Genomic DNA, 19278 nt, shown 5'->3' on the forward strand with positions numbered 1-19278 from the left:
AGCCGTCGCCATGACCTTTGACTGGAACAGGATGCGCGCCTTTCTCGCGACAGCGGAGGAGGGCTCTCTCTCTGCAGCGGCTCGGAAGCTTGGCAGCTCCCAGCCAACGCTCGGGCGTCAGGTCTCGGCGCTGGAAGACGAGCTGGGGATTGCTCTCTTTGAGCGAGAAGGGACCCGGCTCGTTCTTACCGAAGGAGGTTTAAGCCTCGTCGAGCACGCCCGGGCTATGAGAGACGCTGCCGAAAGCGCTGCGCTCGCTGCGTCCGGCCGGTCTGAGAGCATCGAAGGTTCTGTCTGCCTATCGGTTGGAGAGCTCTTCGCCGCGCATGCACTGCCATCAATCCTGCTCAAGCTGAGAAACGCTCACCCCAGGATCGACATTGATGTCGTGGCATCGAACAGCGCCAGCGACCTCAAGCGACGCGAGGCTGACATTGCCTTTCGCGCAGGGAGGCCAACGCAACCCGATCTCGTGGCTCGGAAGGTCGGAGATCTCTCGAGCGCGCTTTATGCCTCTCGTGAGTATCTCGATGAAAGACCGCGACCGGCTTCAAAGGAAGACCTGTCAGAGGCACGTTTCATCGGCTTTGATGATACGGGCTCCTACCGCGAGTTTCTCAATGGCGTTGGCTACGACTTGTCGGAAAAGAACTTCCCGGTCCGAGCCGAAAACCATCTGGTCCAGTGGGAGATGGCTCGGCGTGGTCTCGGTATCGTCACCGCGCTCGAGATTATAGGCGAGCCAGCCTCAGGGTTGGAGCGCGTGCTCAAGGAGCCATTGCTTACGCAGCCCATGTGGCTGGTCGCGCATCGGGAACTGAAGACCAGCCGCAGGATCAGGCTGGTCTTCGACTTTCTCTACGAGGAACTCCGGGCGCTATGCCTCAATCCTTTTTGAGGTTGGCGAGGACGGCGAAGGGGCTGTCTGGATCGGCCTCCTTCTTCTTTTTGGGTCCTGCGCTGAAGGTGCGAGGGCCTTTGTCCTTGGGAGGGCGCTTGCCGCCGCCTTTGCCCTTGGGCGGGCCGCCACGACGTTTGCCGTCGGCGCGCTGGTCCTGACCGCCGGGCTTGCCGCGGCGCTGCTGGCCACCACCGCGGTTCTGGCGCGGAGGCTGGTAGCGCCAAAGGGTGACGGTCTCCATCACCGGCTCGCTAGGCGCTTCAGCGGCAGGTGCCTCGGTTTCTGCTGGAGCAGGCTCAGCAGCTGCTTCCGTAACGCTGGGTTCGGTGGCAGCGGGCGCCTCGGCAGCTTCGACCGTTCCGCCGCCATTTCCGTCCTCGGGAGTTTGAGCCTCATGGGGCAGGCCGCCGTCATCGGCGGGTGCCCCGGCGATCTCGATCAGCGGAGCCTCGGCAGCTTCCTCGGGAAGCGCGCGCGCTGCAGTGGCGGCTGGGTCCTCGACAGTCTCTGCGACCGGATCAGCGACGACGGGCGCCTCTACCTTCACTTCGCGTTCGACCGTCTGCTTCTTGTAGCCGAGGTTCTTGAGGATGTCCTCGAAGGCCTCACCGGACACGCCGACGAGGCTCATCATGCGCTGGTTGGCTTCAAAGCCCTCACGGCCACCCTTCTCGCGGGCCTGACGGATCTCCTGAGCCAGCCGTTCGAGCATATCGATGCGAACGGCGCGGCTGCCGGACGGGCGATAGCCGACGGCGTACCAGAAGGCGTGAGGGATCTTCTCATCGGCTTCCACCGACGTCGCGCCAGCCTGCGGCATGGCGAAGGAGCCGGGCTCGGCCTCGCTCCACAGCGACCAGAGAAGGCCGAGGAACTGCGCGGGAGCGGGTTTCAAAAGGGCGGGCATGTGCAGCGTGTACTCGCCGAACCGCACGCCGAGCTTCCTGAGGCCAGCACGCTCGTCCTGGGTCAGCGCCTTCACCTCGTCAGCCACCGGGCGGCGAGAAATCGCGCCGAAGTTTTCGACCAGACGGAAAGCAACGCCGCGCGCGCCGGGCGACAGGGCCTCGGGGCTGTCCGAAGGACGGTTGAGGGCTGCCTGAAGCTGGACCAGCGGGCCTGCGAGGCCTTCGACGCGGTCAGCGATGAAGCCGCGGAGACGCTCCTCGATCGCGGAGACGGCGCTTGCGGGCATGTGCTCCATGGCGATGAACTTGAAATCGGGCCTGAGGGGCTGCGGGCCTTTGACCAGCTGGGCCACCGCGCCGTGGCGCCAGTGGATCATGCCCCCATCCTCGAGCCGGAACTCTTCAGGCTTCGCCGCCGCCAGCGCCGAGGCACGGGCCATCAGCTCAGGCTGGAGCGCCTTCAGCGCTGCGAAGCGCACCTGTTTCTCGTGCGGACCCTTGGCTTTCGGGTCGAGAATGAATTGGAAGCCCAAGAGCCGTCCGACGAATTCGCCTTCCACGACGACCTCTCCATTGTTGCGGACGCCCGCGAGGAGTGGGGCGTCATCCTTCAGCCGCTTCAAAAGCACTGACGTGCGACGGTCAACAAAGCGTTGCGTCAGTTTCTCATGGAGGACGTCGGAAAGACGGTCCTCAATGCGCCGCGCTTCCTTCTGGAACAGCGCCGCATGGTCAAGCCAGCCTGAGCGGTGGCTGAGATAGGTCCAGGTCCTGACGTGGGCGATCCGGTTGGAAAGGGCGTCCACATCACCATTGGGATTATCGAGGCGGCCAAGCTGCAACTCCGCCCATTCAGAGCGAATCGATCCGCGCTCGAGGAGCTGTTCGTAGAGCTCGCCAAGCATGATTGCGTGCTGATCCGGGGTGACCTTGCGGAAGTCGGGGACCTGGCAGACCTCCCAGAGGAGCTTCAGCGCCGCGCCGCCTTTTGCCATGTCACGAATATCGTGTCTGCGCGCGAGTCGCCTTAAAGCGTCTTCGTCGTCGTCCATGCGGGCCCTGACGAGGCCATCGATAGCAGGGCTTTCCTCGAGCGAGCGCAAAAGCGCCGGGAGCGATTGAAACCGAACGTTCGGGTTGCGCCACTGGAGGGCAGTGACGGGCTCGAACGTATGTTCGGTAACTTGCTCGATCAGATCTTCGTGGAAGGGCGGGCATTCGGCCGTTGAGCCCCAGGTGCCGTCCCTGACGTGCCGTCCAGCACGGCCAGCGATCTGACCCACCTCTGCAGGGTAGAGATTGCGCGCGTTCCGGCCATCGAACTTGCGGCCCTGTGCGAAGGCCACATGGTCGATGTCCATGTTGAGACCCATGCCGATGGCGTCGGTGGCGACCAGATAGTCAACTTCGCCCTCATTGTAGAGCGCAGCCTGCGCATTGCGCGTTCGGGGACTTAGGGCACCCATGACCACCGCAGCACCGCCGCGCTGGCGCCTGATCAGCTCCGCAATCGAATAGACGTTCTCGGCCGAGAAGGCGACGATCGCGGTCCGGCGAGGAAGGCGCGTGACCTTCTTGTGGCCGGTGTGGGTGAGCTCTGAAAACCGCTCTCTGCCTAGGAAACTGATGTCGGGGATCAGCCTCTTCAGGATCGGAGCCATCGTGTCCGAGCCGAGCATCAGGGTTTCGTTCCGGCCCCGAGCATGGAGTATGCGATCGGTAAAAATGCGCCCGCGTTCGGGATCTGCCGCCAGCTGGACCTCGTCTATGGCGAGGAAGCTGACCTCCCGTTCAAGAGGCATCGCCTCCACCGTGCAGACCCAGTAGCTTGGGTTCGGCGGGATGATCTTCTCTTCGCCCGTGATCATGGCCACCGCGCGCTCTCCGCGACGGGCCACCATCTTCTCGTAGACCTCTCGGGCAAGGAGCCTCAGCGGCAGGCCTATCATGCCCGTCGCATGGGCAGCCATTCGTTCCAGCGCGTAGAACGTCTTGCCCGTGTTGGTCGGGCCGAGAACGGCGGTGATCCCGCTCGGGCCCAGGGTGGGCGGAGCGGTCTGAGGGCGGGCCATGACCCCTCCGCTAGAGCAGGGTTGGACGAAGCCGTCAAAGCGGCGATAAGACCGAGAGAGATGTTGCCGTGCAGGGCAGCGGGCAAGGCCAAGAGAGGGGAAAAACCGTGAGAATCACCGCGCTGGGCATCTTTGCGCTCATGCTGGCAGCCTGCGGGAGCGAAAACGCGACCTTGGCGGAGCGTGAGACGTATGAAGCCATGGAAGAAGCTATGGCGCAGGAGGACCTCGGTCCCGACAATGGCCGCACGCCGGTCGAGATCAAGACCGCGACCTGTCTCCTCTGGCCATCAAACTTCAGGGGTGACTGTTCGTTCGAGCCGAGGGGCCGGGGCTCCTTCATGGTCAGGCTCGAAGACGGGCAGACCTTCTATGACGATGTCTTCGAGGTTTTCGTCTCCGTCTTCAAAGAAGGTCATGCCGACGTCCGCGTCATCAACAAGGACGGATCGAGCGAGATGCTGGGCGAAGCGAAGCGTTCGGAAACCTATCCCGCCTGCTGGATAGGGACGGGCTTCTCGGTCTGCGCCTACTGAGGTTTGAACCCTTCACGTCCTGAGCCGTTCGCCCGATGACGGCACTCCGAAACGGGCAAGAAACAAGGCGTTCAATGATCTTTCAGGGCGAAGTCGAGCATATCGCGATTGATGGCGAGCGCGGCCTTTCCTGCGCCCGCTATGGCGATCCGAAGGCCGAGCGGGTGATGGTCTTCGATCCCGGCAGCTTCGGTATCTACGCCGATGCTGATCACATCGCCGTCGATCTGGCGAGGCGGGGTTGGTATTGCATCCTCACCACGCGGGCAGGGATGTATGGCAGCGATCCTCTGCCAGAGGGCCAGGCTCCGCTGCCGCGCTTCCACGTTGAAGATATAGGCAGGCTCCTCGATCGGCTGGACCTCGGCCGAAAGGTCGTTTTGGCGGGCCATTCGATGAGCGGTGTCAGGCTGCACCTCGCAGGCTGCATGATGCCGGAGAGGCTGCATGGCCTTGCCTGCCTCGACGCTGTGTGCCCGTCGCTGATGCGAGGGATCAGGTGGTCTGGCTGGGTCGCCTGGGCACGGGGCATCGGTCAGGCTGGGGCGAAGGTGGCAGGAACCGCCGTCGGTGATCTCGTGGAGACGCTGCACCCAAACCTGTTGCAGCTCGAGGGGCCGCCTAGGGCGGACAAGCTCGCCTCGATCAACTCCCAGAAGCATCTGGAGACCGCGGCATGGGAAGTCGCGGTGACCGAGCGGCGGGCCCTCAAGGACCCCATCGAGCCAGCGCTCTCCCTGCCAGCCTTCTTCGCGACGGCAACGCCCGTCAGCCAGGGGACGACGTCGCTCCTCACCGAGTATGAGCAGGCGGGCACTTGGGCGCGCCGCATCCACCTCAAGAAGGATGGGCATATGTCCATGCTGACGCCGCCTTCAAGCGGGCTGATCGCTGACGGGGTCGAAGCCCTGTGGGTGCAGGCCTGAGCTGAGCGCAGAAAACGGGCTCTTCGTCGCAAGCCGGGTTCTCGCATCCTCCACTGTTCAGGATGTTCCTCCGGTGCTTAGCGAGGTGTCGGTCTTGGAGAATTGCGTTCGCTTCGGAGCAGTGGCTGCTCTTGCCATCCTCACAGGGTGCGCTGCCAAGATCGATGGCGGCCATTCCTGTCCTGCCTGCCCTGAGATGGTCCGCATTCCTGGCGGAATCTTCCAGATAGGATCGGACGCCGACTCTCCGGGGCACGTTGCAGATGAAGCTCCGCGTACGATGGTGGAGCTTGAACCTTTCGAGGCGGCGCGATTTGAAGTCACGGTCGGAGAGTTCCGCGCCTTCGTTGAGGTGACTGGGTTTGCCCAAGAGTTTCCCTGCTTCGTCATGACAGAAGGCGGCGGTTGGAACGTCGATTATGATGCCAGCTGGCGAGATCCCGGCTTTGAACAAAATGACGACCACCCCGTCGTCTGCGTGAACTGGGGAGCCGCAAATGCCTATGTGGCTTGGCTCAACGAAACTTCCGAAGGACCCGAATTTCGCCTCCTCAGTGAGAGCGAGTGGGAGTACGTCGCAAGAGCGGGAAGCCAAACCACCTTCTGGTGGGGAGAGCGTCAGGACGACTTCTGCCGCTATACCAACGGCGTCGATCGAAGCGCACGCGAAATCTATCCAACTTGGGTTCGCTCCGGCGAATGCGATGACGGCTACGTTTACACGGCTCCGGTAGGTGCCTTCGCAGCGCCCAACGCTTTCGGAGCTGAAGATCTCGTGGGGAACGTCTGGGAGTGGGTTGAGGACTGCTACGCACCCGGCTTTTCGGACTTACCGAGGGACGGGTCACCTCGGGGAGGTCAACCTTGCGAGAAGAGGGTGCTGCGCGGGGGCGCTTGGGGAGACTATGGCGCGTTCTACCTGCGGTCGGCCTATCGAGGAGCCTTTGATCCCGACTGGTCTTTTGCGATGCTCGGTTTCCGCGTGGCCAGAAACCTCGAGCCAAGGTGATAGTGACGGCGTCTGAGTTTCGTTGCATCACTCCCTGATGCCTCTTCCCCTCCGCCCATACGATCCACCGACCGATCCATGGATCGAGGTTGTCCATGCCGATGATACGCTCATTGTCCTGAGCAAGCAGGCAGGGCTTCTTTCGGTTCCCGGTCGGACGGAGCCTGATTGCCTGGAGGCCCGGGTGCGGGGGGATTTCCCCGATGCGCTGACGGTGCACAGGCTTGATATGGCGACCTCAGGGATCTTCGTGATGGCGAGGAGCAAGGAAGCGCTCGCTCACCTCGGGAAGCAGTTCGAAAAGCGCCAGACTGAGAAGCGCTACATCGCTGTGGTGGAGGGCTCGCCCGATGCTGACAGCGGCACGGTGGATGCGCCCCTGCGCTGTGATTGGCCGAACAGGCCGCTCCAGATGATCTGTGAGGAGCACGGGCGGCCTGCCGTGACCCACTGGGAAGTTCTCGAACGAGGGGAGGGGCAGGCGCGGCTGGCGCTGAGACCCGTCACGGGCAGGTCTCACCAGCTGAGGGTTCACCTCGCCTCGATCGGGCACCCAATCCTAGGCGACGAGTGGTACGGCGATGGAGCGAGCGCGCCGCGGCTCCTGCTGCACGCAGAGCGATTGGCCTTCAGGCATCCCAATGGCGGGGCGCATGTGGCGTTTGAGGTGCCAGCCCCCTTCTAGGGGAGCTGGCAGAGAGCAGCTTTCTTAGCGCTTCTTGAGTTTACGGCGCACTGCACCCGCGCCGAGGATCGATGCCATGAGGACACCTGCCGCGGGAACGGGGATGGGGTCAGGAGGTGTAACGTCCGCAGTGAACCCGAGGTTCTGGAAGTCGACCTGTCCGTTGGAACCCGTCAGGAATGCCGTGACGTAGCGAACCCCGAGCGGTGCAGGCAGGTCGATGTCTTGAGCCGTGATGCCTCCTGGGGATCCAAGATCGGGCATGATCGAAAGCTGGCCGACTTCGACGTTGTTGCCGTCATAGAAAGTGAAGTCGATGTTATCGACGTCAAAGCCTTCGCCATTGTAGTTCCAGAAATGGAGCGTCGAGATGTCGTATTCGATGAAGAAGTCGAACTCGAGCTCCAGACCGCCACCTGAGAACCAGATGTGCGTCGTCTGATTGTGAAACTCTTCAGCGTCCGCGGAAGGAGCGTCGATAACCTTGTCGATGGTCTGACCATTGTTGAACGTATTGTTCGACGTGGTTGCCGTCGTTCCTGCGCCAACCGACACTGAGATATTGTCGATGTTCAGGTAAGTTGCCGCTTGGGCAGACGGCGCAAGAGCGAGGCCTGCTGCGGTGATTGCCGCTGCTGCAAAGTACTTCATGTGGGATTCCCTCATTTTCCACCTTCGGTACAGTAAGCGGAGAAAGCCGAGAATTCAGTTCATTTTTGCAGTAACGTGTTTACCGACCTTGGCCGAGCCTTGCGGGGACATCGATCAGGAGGCGTCGCGCCAGGTATTCCGGGGCGGCGTCGATGAGGCCGTCGGCGATGAACGGCGCTTCTGAGAAATAGGCGAGCGCCATGCCGGCCTGGTAGCAGGCGGAGATCGCTGCACCCACGCGGCGCGAGGCATCGAACTTGGTGATGATGCAGCGCCTGACGCCGAGGTCGGCGAAGGCCGAGACCCAGTCGGCGTGCTCACCCACGTCACCTGACGCAGGGATCACGAGGATCATCTCTGCTCCAAGGCTCTCACGGAACGCACGCACAGCGGCGACGTCTGCGGAGGCGAAGGGGCTCACGCCCGGGGTGTCGAGGATGATGCCTTCGCCGGGGCGTTCCTGGCGCATGATCTGGGCGACCTGACGCGGCTCTTCGACAGCCCAGAAACGGGTGTCGAGGGCGTCGGCATAGGTCTGCATTTGCTCGACGGCGCCAGCACGGCCCACGTCGGCAGAGATGAACGCAAGGCTTCCGCCCTGAGCTGCGGCGCTAGCGGCGATCTTGGCAGCGGAGGAGGTCTTCCCGGCGCCGGTCTGGCCGATCAGCATGATCGGCACGTCGCGCATGATGTTCAGAGGAGCAAAGCGGAGGGTCTTGGAGAGGGCCCAGGCGAGCTGGTCGACCTCGTCGCCGCGGCCAGCATACTCATGACCTTCGTCGACGAGGGCGCGGATCAGGCGAGGCGTCAGGCCGTGACGGCCGAGCTTTTGCTCCCAGCGCTGCTGGAGCGGGTCACCGCCGCGACCACCGCGGTTCAGCTTGTCAGAGAAATCACCACGGAGAGCGCCCATCGCGTTCTCGCGGCCTTCAGGGACGATCTCAGGCTCAGCCTTGCGAGTGGGCTCTTCAGTGACACGCGGTTCACGGAGGCCGCCTAGAGAAGGGGCTGCGGCCTGCTCGCGGGGCTGCTTGCGGCCGAAGAGGCCACCGCCGCCAGAACCGCCTTCGCCCTTGAACAGGGGCTGGCCCTTCTGGACTGCACGGAGCTCCACACCGCCACCCGGCGCACGCTTCACCGACAGGACAACGCCCTCCGGACCCATGGCGCGGCGCATGGCGCGCTTGGCTTCGTCGACATTGGCACCGGTAAAGGTCTGGTAGCTCATGGGGTCAGGCGCGGCTTCCTGTTGGGCGCGGAGAGGGTGATCCTCCCGCTTGTATCGGTGCTCAGGACGCCTCTCGGAGAAGTGCCCTGCAGCGCTACCTAACGGTTCATAGCCAAGCCTTAAAGTGCTGTGCATCGATTACCCTGCGTCTCGAAAGGACGCCCCCGTCCCTTAACACAGGTTATCTTGCACAGCGCGTGCCGCGGCGGAACAGAATGGTGCACCGCGGAACGCTAAAAGTTCAGTCGAATTATCGGTACTGCTGGACCCGTGTCGCGCGCAGTCCCTGCATGCCATGCTTATCGATGGCTTTTTCCCAGGAGAGGAATTCCTCTTCGGTGATGCGGTAGCGTTCGCACGCCGCATCAAAGCTCAAAAGGCCACCACGGACGGCCGAGACAACTTCGGCCTTCCTGCGGATCACCCAGCGCTTTGTATTCGGAGAGGGAAGGTCAGCGAGCGTCAGCGGTGTTCCATCAGGACCGATGACATAAGGCTCGCGCTGCTGCCTCCGTTGCATCATTGCTTCCATTTTCTTTCCCCACGAAAGACCACCCCCACGGCGGACAATTTTGGTCAGGATCGAGGGTGAGAATACATAACGCCTTCTAAGAATGGCCTAAGGGCCGAGGTGAAGATGCGTGGAAACCCGCAGAAAATATGGCTTTTTCGGACTGCTGCCTGTTCCGGGAAGGAACAGTCGGTCCAATTCTGTCCCGTCACGGCGCAGGCATGAGCAAAGCCTGAACGCGCGGCGTTAAGGGATGAGTCAAATCCGTGAAGAGACTGAAAGAGCCTCTTCCATGAGAAAAGGGGCCTCCGAAGAGACCCCCTCCCACACACCATCGGTTATGCGTGAGACTTCAGCCCCTCCGCCTGCGCAGGAATGCGAGAACAGGAAGGAACAGAAGACCAGCGGCTGGGATCGGGATCGGATTGTCCATCCCGAGGTCAGTAAAGCGCAGCGTGTCGAGACCGATATTGCTGTCCGGGAAGGACGCATTGTTGTCGAAGTCGTCGATCACGACCCGGGCGATGTTGGTCATCGGGTTGTCGGACAGGAAGCCTGCGAAGCGAGAGCCGCCAGCGCTCATGGGCTCAAAACCGATGGGTGTGATCCGCCCGACCTCAGCCCCGGTGCTGTCATACGCCGTGGCGCGCGAGAAGAGAGCGCCATCGACCGACTGGTAGAGGATGTCGAACGACACGGCGCTCACCGCGGTCGAGAACAGGAGCTCGATGGTATCGATCTGCCGGGGGTCAGGACCCGGGACGAGGGCCGAGCCCCCCGGGGACAGGATCTGGGTGCCTGATGTGGCTGGCATGGAGTTCAGGCCACCGGGCATCTGCGGCGGGGTAAAGGTGCTCGAACCCAAAACGACGTCGAGCGAGTTGCCACTGGGGCTGACGATCAGGACACCGCCAAGATCATCGCCGGTCACATCGGTTCCCACGGCGAGGTTATCGAAGTCGACGGTCGTGAGCATGATGGCGGCTGCGTCGGCATCGAACGTCGCCTGGTCGGTGTATGTGGTCACCGCAGCCGAGGCGACGGCATTCACAAGGAACGCGGCAGCAGCTGCGCAGAGTTTACGTTTCATTGGATCCCCCTTCTTGGACCAAGGAGGCACAGCGCCCCTCTACTCACAGAAGCGTGAGGTTTGAGGAAATCCGGTCAGACTTTCTTCACCATCTGCAGCGGCAAGGGCTCAGTCGAGGTTGCTCACCACCCAGTCGCGGAACACCGGGCACTCGGTGCATTGGTAGTAGCGCGGCGCGTCTCCGCCGGTGAGGATGAGGAAGCCCGAGGGGAAATTAGGAATAGCCGAGGCGCTGCCCGTCCAACTCGACCCCGCCCACGAAGACGCAGGGCGTCCTCATCATCATGAGCTGCCACGTCGTGGAAGGAAGCTCCTCAGAGGCAGCGACGATGCGGGCGATGTCTCCTTCTTCGAGCCTGAGGGCCATGCACTCGCGGAAAAAGGGCTCGCTCTCGGCGTCCGGCGCGCTCGGCACCGGGGCAGGCTGCGCCAGGGCGCTGGTCAGGAGGAGGATGAAGCTCGCTAACATGGAAAAATCCTAGGGGAGCACGCGCGTCTCCGTCCAGCGCTTGACGCTCCCGCGCGGTCCCTTCATTGCGGGCCTTTCCAGGATTTCTCATCAGGACGACAGACATGCATCCCTATAGGTCCCACCACTGCGGCGCGTTGCGCGCATCCGATGTCGGCTCGGAAGTCCGGCTGGCCGGATGGGTTCACCGGAAGCGCGACCATGGCGGCATCCTTTTCATCGACCTCCGCGACCATTACGGCCTGACGCAGATCCTCTGCGAGCCGGAGTTCGGCCAGTTCGCAGAGGTCGACGCCGTACGCGCCGAGAGCTGCATCCAGATCGACGGCGTGGTCGTGGCGCGGGCCGAGGACCAAGTGAACAACGACCTCGCCACCGGCGAGATCGAAGTGCGGATCACCGACTTCAAGGTCCTGTCCGCCGCTGGCGATCTGCCTCTTCCCGTCTTCCAGGAGCCGGACTACCCCGAAGACATTCGGATGAAGCACCGCTATCTCGACCTGCGCCGGGAGACGATGCACAAGAACATCGTCCTACGCTCCGACGTCGTTAAGGCGCTCCGCCGCGGCATGGAAGATGCGGGGTTCACGGAGTATCAGACGCCGATCCTGACCGCTTCCTCGCCCGAAGGCGCGCGCGACTTCCTCGTTCCGTCGCGCCTCCACCCGGGCAAGTTCTTCGCGCTGCCCCAGGCGCCGCAGATCTTCAAGCAGCTGATCATGGTCTCGGGTTTTGACCGCTACTTCCAGATCGCGCCTTGCTTCCGTGACGAAGATGCGCGTGCTGACCGTTCGGCGGGTGAGTTCTACCAGCTCGACATCGAAATGAGCTTCGTCGAGCAGCACGAGGTCTGGGACACGACCGGCCCCGTGGTCGAGAACGCTTTCAACCTCTTCGCGGGCGACAGGAAAGTTGACGCCTACGCGGACTGGCCGAAAATTCCGTACGCGGACTCGATGCTGAAGTATGGCTCGGACAAGCCTGACCTCCGCATCCCGCTGGAGATGCAGGTCGTCACCGAGCACTTCGTCGATTCAGGCTTCAAGATCTTCGCGCAGATCGCCGCCGATCCGGAGAAGCAGATCCGCGCCATCCCCGCTCCGCAAGGCGGAAGCCGTGCATTCTGTGACCGGATGAATTCGTGGGCCCAGAAGGCTGGCCTGCCGGGCATGGGCTACATCATGTTCGACGATGGCGACGGCAAGGGCCCGCTCGCCAAGAACATCGGTCCTGAGCGCACCCACGCAATCCGCGACCAGCTCGGCCTTCAGGCTGGTGACGCGGCCTTCTTCCTCGCCGGCAAGGTCGAAGAGTTCGAGAAGATCGCCGGCGCTGCCCGGGTCGAGGTCGCCAAGCAGCTGCACGAGCAGGGCAAGACCATGCATGACGGCTCGCCGCTCTTTGAAGAGGACCGGTTCGCCTTCTGCTGGATCGTCGACTTCCCGATGTATGAGTGGGACGAGGAGCGGAAGAAGGTCGACTTCGGCCACAACCCGTTCTCGATGCCGCAGGGCGAGCTCGCCGCTCTCGAGAAAGCCGAAACGGCCGAGCAGATCCTCGCTCTCAAGGCGAACCAGTACGACCTCGTCTGCAACGGCTACGAGTTCGCATCGGGTGCGATCCGGAACCATAAGCCGGAGATCATGTACAAGGCCTTCGAAAAAGCAGGCTACGGCGCCGACGTCGTCGAGAAGGAGTTCGGTGGCATGCTGAACGCCTTCAAGTTCGGCGCACCGCCCCACGGCGGCATCGCCTACGGCGTCGACCGGATCGTGATGCTGCTGGCTGATCAGGAGAACATCCGCGAAGTGACGATGTTCCCGCTGACCCAGAATGCCGAAGACCTGCTCCTCGGTGCGCCTTCCGAGCCTTCGGATGAGCAGCTCAAGGACGTCCACATCCGTGTGGTGAAGCCGATCGTGGAAGCGAAGGGCGAGTAAGCTCTCGCTGCTTTTTGGGATGGATGGAGCCAGCCTTCGGGCTGGCTCTTTTTTGTTCGATGGATCCTGGATCAAGTCCAGGATGACGACGATGGAGAGGCGGACTGAAGCGCCCGACCTCTAGCGAACCGAATGGCTTTCGCTTTTCTGCATGCAGCCCCGTGAAACCGTCAGACCATTGAGACCAACCTGAACGCCGGCATCGCACGGAACCGTCGGCTCCCCGAGCTTTGCGGAAGCGAGTGTAATGCCGGCACTGACGGACTGCCTGAAGGGGTCCTCCGTGCGCGGAACGATGCCATGCACCCAGATGACATTCGTCTTCCACTCGTCGCGCTTGATCACGTGAACCTCGACATCGAGCTGACCTTTGGTTGAGCGCGCCGAGGCACGACAGGCGAGGACGAAGACCATTCGCGGGCCTTCCTGCAGTTGCTGCCACGCAGGACACTCAAACGTATCGACGGTCTCGATGGTGCCGAAGGCCTGGGTGAACGCGACGGCGATGCTCTCGAAGTCAGCGTTCTGCATGGCCAGCTCGCGGCCCGCCTCAGCCCTGATGAAACCGGGGTCCCAGCTTTCGCCATAGGTCTCGAGAACATAGCGAGCGTACTTCGCGCCTTCCTCTTCCTGATTGACCGCCGTGAAAGCGAACAAACCAATCTTCAGCGCCGTGACAACGAAGAAGCCAATCGCGAACGTACCGATGAATGCCAGAACCCTGACCATGACCCACACCCTAATCTGCCCAGTGGAAAGGTGAGCATAAGCCCCTGTCTGTGTGAAGTGATTTCGGGGCTGCTGACCTAGGTTCGTGGAGAAAGGAACCGTGCTAGGCTCCGCATCATGCTCAGCCTTCTCGCCGCGATCGCAATGACCACTGCCGCACCTGAAGACGAAGTCCTCGACCGGATCGATGACTTCTTCATCGCGCTCTACCAGGCCGATACCGAGGCGCTTGGGGCGATGATGGATGACGAGCTGCAGCTCTACACCCTGCGCAAGCGGCCGGGGCGGGCGAAGTTCGAGGAGGTGCGCGGCACCCGGGAGGGTTTCCTCGCTGGCCTTGAGGGCCAGGAGAAGAAGATCAACGAGGTCTATTGGGACGCCAAGGTGCAGATCTCGCCCGCTGGCCTCGCGACGGTCTGGGTGCCTTACTACCTCGAGTATGAGGGCGCGCCGCTCCACTGCGGGATCGATGCCTTCACGCTGGTGAAGGGCGAGGCCGGGTGGCGGATCACGAACATCCACGACACCCGCGATCCTGAGGGCTGCGAGCGCCTCGGCAAGGACGAAGCCAAGGGTCGGATGCGGCCTGCGAAGCTGGTGAAGCTTCTCAAGAACTGATCAGTTGATCGTCCGCGCTTCGTCGCAGAGCGTCGGCTCGAGGCCTTCCTGGCAGAGGAAGCGCTGGGCCTGGCGCTGCATCTCGGGATCGTTGGCGTAGACCGCTCCGAGGAGGCTCGTGGGATCGTTGATAAGGACGCAGAGTTCTTCGAGTTCTTCGCGCATGGTGTCTCTCCCGTGGGTGCGATGTCCTCTCTTTCGGAGGGCCCACGGGATCGGTTTCGTGCGCTTGGCGCAAAGCTCCGTTTCAGGCTGATGCGAGGCGCTGGAGGTTCGCGAAGGCGGGCATCACGGAGGACTGCACCCGCATCAGGATCTCGGCGCGCTCCGGCGCTTTGTTGTCCCCGCCGGCGATGAGGGACGAGCCCATGTCGAGGCGCGAGGCCGTGAGGTAGGCGTCAAGCTCGGGGAACTGCCGCCACTGCCCCTGGTTGATGAGGCCCACGAGGAGCGTCGTCATATAGTCCTCCACCGTATCGGGGAGGGGACAGGGGGAGGCGAACCGGTTCTTCTCCGCCGTGCTTCCGCCGTGGACTTCCAGCCAGCCAAGGATTGCCGCTGACAGGCTGATCGAAGGGAAGCGCAGGATCTGGCAGGTAATCAGGTCATCTTCGAAGATCGGCCGGGTCGGCTTCTTGTCGATAGCTGAGGCCGTGCAGTCGATGAAGAGCGAGTGCTCGGGCACCTGGGCCTCACCGCCGTCGAGCTTGATCTTGCCCGGCGTGATCTCGCGGACGCGTCCCATGCGGACGATATTCGTCACCTCACGCAGGATACGCCGCTCCTCACGGGAGCAGGTGGCTGCGTGGAACATGGACGGCGTGACGTCGTCATAGACGCGGAACCAGATGCCCTTCTCCTCCATCATCAAGGCGAAGTCTTGAGGGGTTTTCGCCGCCGCCGCCGCTTCGAGCTGTCCTGCGAAGCCGCCCATGGTCTTCCCGAAGAAGGCCTGGTTGTTTTGGGTCGTCTCTCGATCCCAGAGCCAGCTGTCACGGGGCATGATCCATGTGATCTGCGCAGGCTTCGCGCCCATGCGGAGGAGGTAGAGGACCGCGTCGATGCCGGTCTTGCCTGCGCCGATGACCGTGAACTGCCGATGTTCTGGCGCGCGCGCTGGAAGCTCGTTTGGCGGTATGCAGACGAGTTCGGGCGCTACGCTATAGGCCCTGCGGTGCGTTCTCGGCACGGAGTTCTGGTGATAGGCGGCGTTGACCGTCTTGCGCCGCACGTCGACCTCACGCTCCTCGCCGCTCAGAAGGCTGCGGATGCGCCCTTCTTCGGTGACTTCGTGGAGGGGCAGGAACGTCACGCGGCCAGAGGTGAGGAATTCCTCCGCCATGTGGCGCTCGAAATGGTGGAGGATCTCTGTCCCCGTGGCGAGGGTTTCGAGCCCCTTGTTGGCGCCCGTGGTGGCGAACTTCCCATCGCCAAGCTTCCGGGTCGGTAGTCCGTAAAAGGATGAAGGCTGATGAAGTTCGACGAAAGGATAGGCGTCGACCCAGTGCCCGCCAGGCTGGGCTCGCCTGTCGACGATCGTGACGGTGGCTTCGGGGTTCTGGCGGAGCAGTTCGTCCGTGAAGCAGAGACCTGTCGTCCCTGCACCGATCACGAGATAGTCGGTTTCCATGCCCTCAGCCTTCCCTCAGCGGGCGGCTGCCGGTGCCGCCTCTTCCTTTTCGAGCCTTGCGATCAGCGGAGCGAAGTCGCGCCGCCAATCCTTCTCGGTTATTGGTCCCTGGTAACGGAAGCGAATGACACCGTTCTTGTCGAGGACGAAAGTCTCTGGCGCACCGGTGACGCCGAACTCGGCGATGGCAAAGCCGCGCTGGTCGGCTCCCACCATGGTGTAAGGGTTGCCGTGACGCTCCAGCCATTGGGCTGACGCTTCCGGCGGCTCGTTCCACGCAATCCCGAGGATCGTCAGACCCTGCTCCTTCTTCTGAAGCAGGAGCGGGTGCTCGTAGAGGCAAAAGACGCACCAGCTGCCGAAGACATTGACGAGCGTCACTTCACCCATTGGCACGCCCGTATCGAACGGCCCTGCGAAGCGCGGGATCGGCTCAAGCTCGATCGACGGAGCCGGTAGGTTCATCAGCGCCGAAGGCGCAGGCTGACCGCTCTTGTCGAGAGCTCTGAAGGCAAAGACCGCGACCACGGCAAACATGATCGCGGGCAGGATGAGGATCTGCTTTTTCATGAGAGCGATATGCCCCTTCCGCGAGGGAAGCGGAAGGGGCGAGCCGCCTCAGCCTCGCTTCCTGCTCGCCGCAAAGCCGGCGAGAAGGAGTGGGACCGCGAGACCGAAGGCGGGCAGGGGCACTTGCTCAGCTGCAGCGAGGGTGAACTGCGCGTCGAAGGTCGTGGTGAAGAGGTCAAAGCTGCGCACCTGGAGGTCTGTGAGCGCGAGGACGACGCCAAAAGGGAAGCGCGCCGTTTCAAGCCCTGTGAGGTCGTTGAAGAGTACGGTCTCGCCATCGACTGCTGTCACCGTCGAGGAGGCGAGGAGCGTCAAGCCGGCGGGATTGAGAAGCTCAAAGCTCGCGAACGAGACGGTCCCAGCAGCGTCGGAAGTCACGAGGCTTTCGAAGAAGCTGCCGTTCAGGGCGACTTCCATAGAGATGCCCGGTGCATCAGAAGTCCCGTTGACCGTGCGCGGGAAACCGTTGGTCGAAACGAAGGTGGCGTCGCTGAAGAAGACGGTCGGACCGGTGGTAGCGATCGCGGCGAAGGCGCCTGAAGCCAGGCAAAGGGCCAGCATGGCACCCAGCGCCGCAAGGGCGCGTGAGGCGAGAGAAGCAGTCATTTGAGGGGCATCCTTCCAAAGGTTGTGCTGAATGCGATCGCACAACTCACGTATCCGTGATCGGAGGTTGTGGCTAGCCTTATCTGCAACTTTCAGCAGAAGGTGGCCGTCCAGCGAAAAAACATCGCCCGGAAGCAGCGGACGCCCTTGTAAACACAACCCTTCGTTCTTTTATCGAATAACGTGATGCTTACAGCATTGTTAGCCAAGGAGGAGGGCGAACAAGATGGAAGAACTGGACACCGTAGGCGCAATGGAAACCGAACGCAGGGGCGGAGGCGGCCTCTGGAAGGCGCTGCTTTTCCTGATGATCCTTGCCGTGGTCGGCGGGACCTTCGCAGTCTACCACTTCGGTGCCGACGCCAACATCATGATCAACGGCGAAACAATCGATGACCTCCAGCCTTGGGAAGTCGTTGGCGGCGTCATTCTCGGTATTCTCGGGCTTATCGTCGGACTGATCGGCGGTGTTGTTGGGATCCTGATCGGTTTAGGCGCAGCTCTTCTTGCGATTGCTCTCGCTTTCATTGGCGTTGCGGGCAGCCTCTTTATCGTCACCGGCATTGTGCTTGGCCCATTCCTTCTGATTGCTCTCGTCATTCTCATGATCCGGCGCAGCCAGCGGCCGGAAGTTATCTAACGCACACGGAAGAGGGGAGGCAGCCATGTCTCTTGGGAACATCATGCTGGGGGCAGTGCTGGTCGCTGCCGCCCTCTATGTCGGAGTTCTGGTCACGGGGATGATCGCGCTCTGGCCCTACGGAGCCATCGGGCTCGGCATCTTCGCCTTCATCGGGATCATTCTGGGCGCCACGGTCGTGCAGCGCCTGAATGACAAGGAAGGCGAGCACTACAGCCGCAATGTGAAGGAGTAAGGGGCATGCTGATTGCGACGGCGGAGTTCAATATTGGCCGCGAGGTCACGCAGGTGCTGGGCGTTGCGAGAGGCAATGTCATCCGTGCACGCCACGTCGGCAACGACATCGTGGCAGGCTTCAGGAACCTGATCGGCGGTGAGGTCAATGAGTACACGAAACTCATGGCCGAAGCCCGTGAGCAGGCCATGGACCGGATGATCAAGAACGCTGAGTCCATGGGCGCCGACGGCATCATCGGCATGCAGATCACCACGTCGATGATCACCCAGGGTGCGGCGGAGATCCTTTGCTACGGCACCGCGGTGAAGCTTGGTGAGAGCTATCGCGACATGGACGCACGTGCTGGTGCCCGTATGTCGGACGACGACATGGTGCGGCGGCGGTAGCAGGCCGGGCTGGAGCAGGGGGCGCACGATGCGCAGCGTTCTGACAGTCCTCTGCCTCGGCCTCGCCCTCCTCGCGGTGACAGCGCTCGTCATGACGCTCGGGGTGCTTGTGCCCGTGGTGCAGGAGAGCGGGGTGTCGCTGCAGGCGGTGATGGCCAGTGCGAAGTTCAAGACATTGAAAGTGGGCGGGCTACTGACCCTAGCCAGCGGCGCAGGCGCACTGATCCTCTGGCGCATCCTGAGAAGCTAGCGTCATCTTGGACTCGATTCAGGACCCATCGGTCGCACCAGCGACCGGCAGATACGAGCGCCTTCGGCGCGCGAATTCTCTCGATGGATCCTGGATCAAGACCAGGAAGACGGGAGCTGCCCCTCAGCTCACAGACCAACCGGAAAAACCCCGCGCGTCCGCGGGGTAGTCTGTTGTGGGCTTACTTGCAAATCGCCTTGGTGATGTCCGCTTGAGCGATCTCGAAGTCGCAGGAAGAAACCATCTCTCCTGCAGCCTCATTGGTGCATGTGTAGGCGTAGTTGCAGTTCGCTGGATCCTCGGTCTCGTTGAGAAGAGCGATGTTGCAGGTACACTCGTCCGGCTCTTGCACCGTGGCGAGTATGGCGTCGATCGTAGCCAATCTGTCAGCACTCTGCATAGACAGAGAGCCGGAAACGGCTGCGATCATCAGGGTCGTGAGTGTCATAGTGACCTCCATGTGCCGCCCCAAAGGGTGGGGCGACGCCCTAGACGAACCCGGGTGTCAGGTTCGCGGCTGTCGTTACGCCTCTGTTCCGCACACGGTAAGTTGCAAGCCTGTAAGCCTAAGCCGCTGATCGAGAACAATCAATCTTTAGGAGAAGGCCATGCACGTCTAGCTTGTGGGGTTTTACCGGCAAGCCCCGCCAAGCCTTAGGCTTAGCAAGCTCCGTTTACCGATGAA

23 protein-coding genes are annotated in these 19278 nt (G+C 62.3%); 11 read left to right on the forward strand and 12 right to left on the reverse strand.

Annotation, left to right across the window (positions count from 1 at the left end):
* The first annotated feature begins 10 nt into the window (after positions 1-10).
* Positions 11-898, forward strand: a complete 888-nt coding sequence (locus tag HK107_RS00860) for a LysR family transcriptional regulator (protein WP_173195874.1) — start codon at positions 11-13, stop codon at positions 896-898.
* On the opposite strand, the gene HK107_RS00865 is transcribed toward HK107_RS00860, so the two are convergent.
* Complete coding sequence (locus tag HK107_RS00865) at positions 885-3881, reverse strand: helicase-related protein (RefSeq protein WP_173195877.1); 2997 nt, start codon at positions 3879-3881, stop codon at positions 885-887. The two genes, HK107_RS00860 and HK107_RS00865, sit on opposite strands and share 14 nt — an antisense overlap.
* A gap of 107 nt (positions 3882-3988) precedes the next feature.
* Here HK107_RS00865 and HK107_RS00870 point away from each other — a divergent pair, with 107 nt between their 5' ends.
* From HK107_RS00870 to HK107_RS00885, 4 genes are all read left to right on the forward strand, one after another.
* A complete protein-coding gene (locus tag HK107_RS00870) occupies positions 3989-4417 on the forward strand; it encodes a hypothetical protein (RefSeq protein ID WP_173195879.1) in 429 nt (142 codons plus the stop codon).
* 74 nt (positions 4418-4491) lie between these two features.
* Positions 4492-5343, forward strand: coding sequence for an alpha/beta hydrolase (locus HK107_RS00875; RefSeq protein ID WP_173195881.1), 852 nt, complete (start codon positions 4492-4494; stop codon positions 5341-5343).
* Between the two features lie 94 nt (positions 5344-5437).
* The gene (locus tag HK107_RS00880) at positions 5438-6352 is read left to right on the forward strand and encodes a formylglycine-generating enzyme family protein (protein ID WP_173195883.1); all 915 of its coding nucleotides are present in this window, start codon (positions 5438-5440) and stop codon (positions 6350-6352) included.
* Between the two features lie 37 nt (positions 6353-6389).
* Positions 6390-7037 (forward strand): RluA family pseudouridine synthase, encoded by a 648-nt coding sequence (locus HK107_RS00885; protein ID WP_173195885.1) that lies wholly within the window; start codon positions 6390-6392, stop codon positions 7035-7037.
* 24 nt (positions 7038-7061) lie between these two features.
* Here the strand turns inward: HK107_RS00885 and HK107_RS00890 are convergent, their stop codons facing one another.
* From HK107_RS00890 to HK107_RS00910, 5 genes are all read right to left on the reverse strand, one after another.
* Positions 7062-7688: a PEP-CTERM sorting domain-containing protein gene (locus HK107_RS00890; protein WP_173195887.1), complete on the reverse strand. Its 627-nt coding sequence runs from the start codon at positions 7686-7688 to the stop codon at positions 7062-7064.
* Between the two features lie 79 nt (positions 7689-7767).
* On the reverse strand, positions 7768-8916 hold the full coding sequence (locus HK107_RS00895; RefSeq protein ID WP_173195889.1) for a flagellar biosynthesis protein FlhF: 1149 nt from the start codon (positions 8914-8916) through the stop codon (positions 7768-7770).
* A gap of 250 nt (positions 8917-9166) precedes the next feature.
* Positions 9167-9436, reverse strand: coding sequence for a CtrA inhibitor SciP (sciP, locus tag HK107_RS00900; protein ID WP_408636653.1), 270 nt, complete (start codon positions 9434-9436; stop codon positions 9167-9169).
* A gap of 343 nt (positions 9437-9779) precedes the next feature.
* On the reverse strand, positions 9780-10517 hold the full coding sequence (locus tag HK107_RS00905; protein ID WP_173195893.1) for a hypothetical protein: 738 nt from the start codon (positions 10515-10517) through the stop codon (positions 9780-9782).
* 214 nt (positions 10518-10731) lie between these two features.
* Positions 10732-10986 carry a hypothetical protein gene (locus HK107_RS00910; RefSeq protein ID WP_173195895.1) on the reverse strand — a complete coding sequence of 85 codons (255 nt, stop codon included), beginning with the start codon at positions 10984-10986 and terminating at the stop codon, positions 10732-10734.
* A 104-nt stretch (positions 10987-11090) separates the two neighbouring features.
* Between HK107_RS00910 and aspS the strand changes: the two genes are divergently transcribed.
* A complete protein-coding gene (aspS, locus tag HK107_RS00915; protein ID WP_173195897.1) occupies positions 11091-12926 on the forward strand; it encodes an aspartate--tRNA ligase in 1836 nt (611 codons plus the stop codon).
* Positions 12927-13046: 120 nt separating this feature from the next.
* Here aspS and HK107_RS00920 read toward each other — a convergent pair whose 3' ends face one another.
* Positions 13047-13655: a hypothetical protein gene (locus HK107_RS00920; RefSeq protein ID WP_173195899.1), complete on the reverse strand. Its 609-nt coding sequence runs from the start codon at positions 13653-13655 to the stop codon at positions 13047-13049.
* 117 nt (positions 13656-13772) lie between these two features.
* Here HK107_RS00920 and HK107_RS00925 point away from each other — a divergent pair, with 117 nt between their 5' ends.
* Complete coding sequence (locus HK107_RS00925; protein WP_173195901.1) at positions 13773-14273, forward strand: hypothetical protein; 501 nt, start codon at positions 13773-13775, stop codon at positions 14271-14273.
* Here HK107_RS00925 and HK107_RS00930 read toward each other — a convergent pair whose 3' ends face one another.
* The 4 genes from HK107_RS00930 to HK107_RS00945 form a co-directional block, all read right to left on the reverse strand.
* Positions 14274-14438 carry a hypothetical protein gene (locus HK107_RS00930; protein WP_173195903.1) on the reverse strand — a complete coding sequence of 55 codons (165 nt, stop codon included), beginning with the start codon at positions 14436-14438 and terminating at the stop codon, positions 14274-14276.
* An 82-nt stretch (positions 14439-14520) separates the two neighbouring features.
* Positions 14521-15903, reverse strand: coding sequence for an NAD(P)-binding protein (locus HK107_RS00935; protein WP_173195905.1), 1383 nt, complete (start codon positions 15901-15903; stop codon positions 14521-14523).
* Positions 15904-15918: 15 nt separating this feature from the next.
* Positions 15919-16473 (reverse strand): DsbE family thiol:disulfide interchange protein, encoded by a 555-nt coding sequence (locus tag HK107_RS00940; RefSeq protein WP_173195907.1) that lies wholly within the window; start codon positions 16471-16473, stop codon positions 15919-15921.
* Between the two features lie 48 nt (positions 16474-16521).
* Complete coding sequence (locus tag HK107_RS00945; protein ID WP_173195909.1) at positions 16522-17079, reverse strand: hypothetical protein; 558 nt, start codon at positions 17077-17079, stop codon at positions 16522-16524.
* Between the two features lie 226 nt (positions 17080-17305).
* On the opposite strand from HK107_RS00945, the gene HK107_RS00950 reads away from it, so the two are divergent.
* Genes HK107_RS00950 through HK107_RS00965 form a run of 4 tightly spaced genes read left to right on the forward strand, consistent with a single transcriptional unit; the run spans position 17306 to position 18593 of the window.
* The gene (locus tag HK107_RS00950; protein WP_173195911.1) at positions 17306-17719 is read left to right on the forward strand and encodes a hypothetical protein; all 414 of its coding nucleotides are present in this window, start codon (positions 17306-17308) and stop codon (positions 17717-17719) included.
* Between the two features lie 25 nt (positions 17720-17744).
* Entirely contained in the window at positions 17745-17954 is a 210-nt protein-coding gene (locus HK107_RS00955) for a hypothetical protein (protein ID WP_173195913.1), read from the forward strand.
* A 5-nt stretch (positions 17955-17959) separates the two neighbouring features.
* Entirely contained in the window at positions 17960-18343 is a 384-nt protein-coding gene (locus tag HK107_RS00960) for a YbjQ family protein (protein ID WP_173195915.1), read from the forward strand.
* A 28-nt stretch (positions 18344-18371) separates the two neighbouring features.
* Positions 18372-18593, forward strand: coding sequence for a hypothetical protein (locus HK107_RS00965; RefSeq protein WP_173195917.1), 222 nt, complete (start codon positions 18372-18374; stop codon positions 18591-18593).
* A 181-nt stretch (positions 18594-18774) separates the two neighbouring features.
* Here HK107_RS00965 and HK107_RS00970 read toward each other — a convergent pair whose 3' ends face one another.
* A complete protein-coding gene (locus HK107_RS00970; protein WP_173195919.1) occupies positions 18775-19041 on the reverse strand; it encodes a hypothetical protein in 267 nt (88 codons plus the stop codon).
* Positions 19042-19278 lie beyond the last annotated feature (237 nt).

It is taken from the genome of Parvularcula mediterranea (genome assembly GCF_013085255.1).
Classification (GTDB): domain Bacteria; phylum Pseudomonadota; class Alphaproteobacteria; order Caulobacterales; family Parvularculaceae; genus Parvularcula; species Parvularcula mediterranea.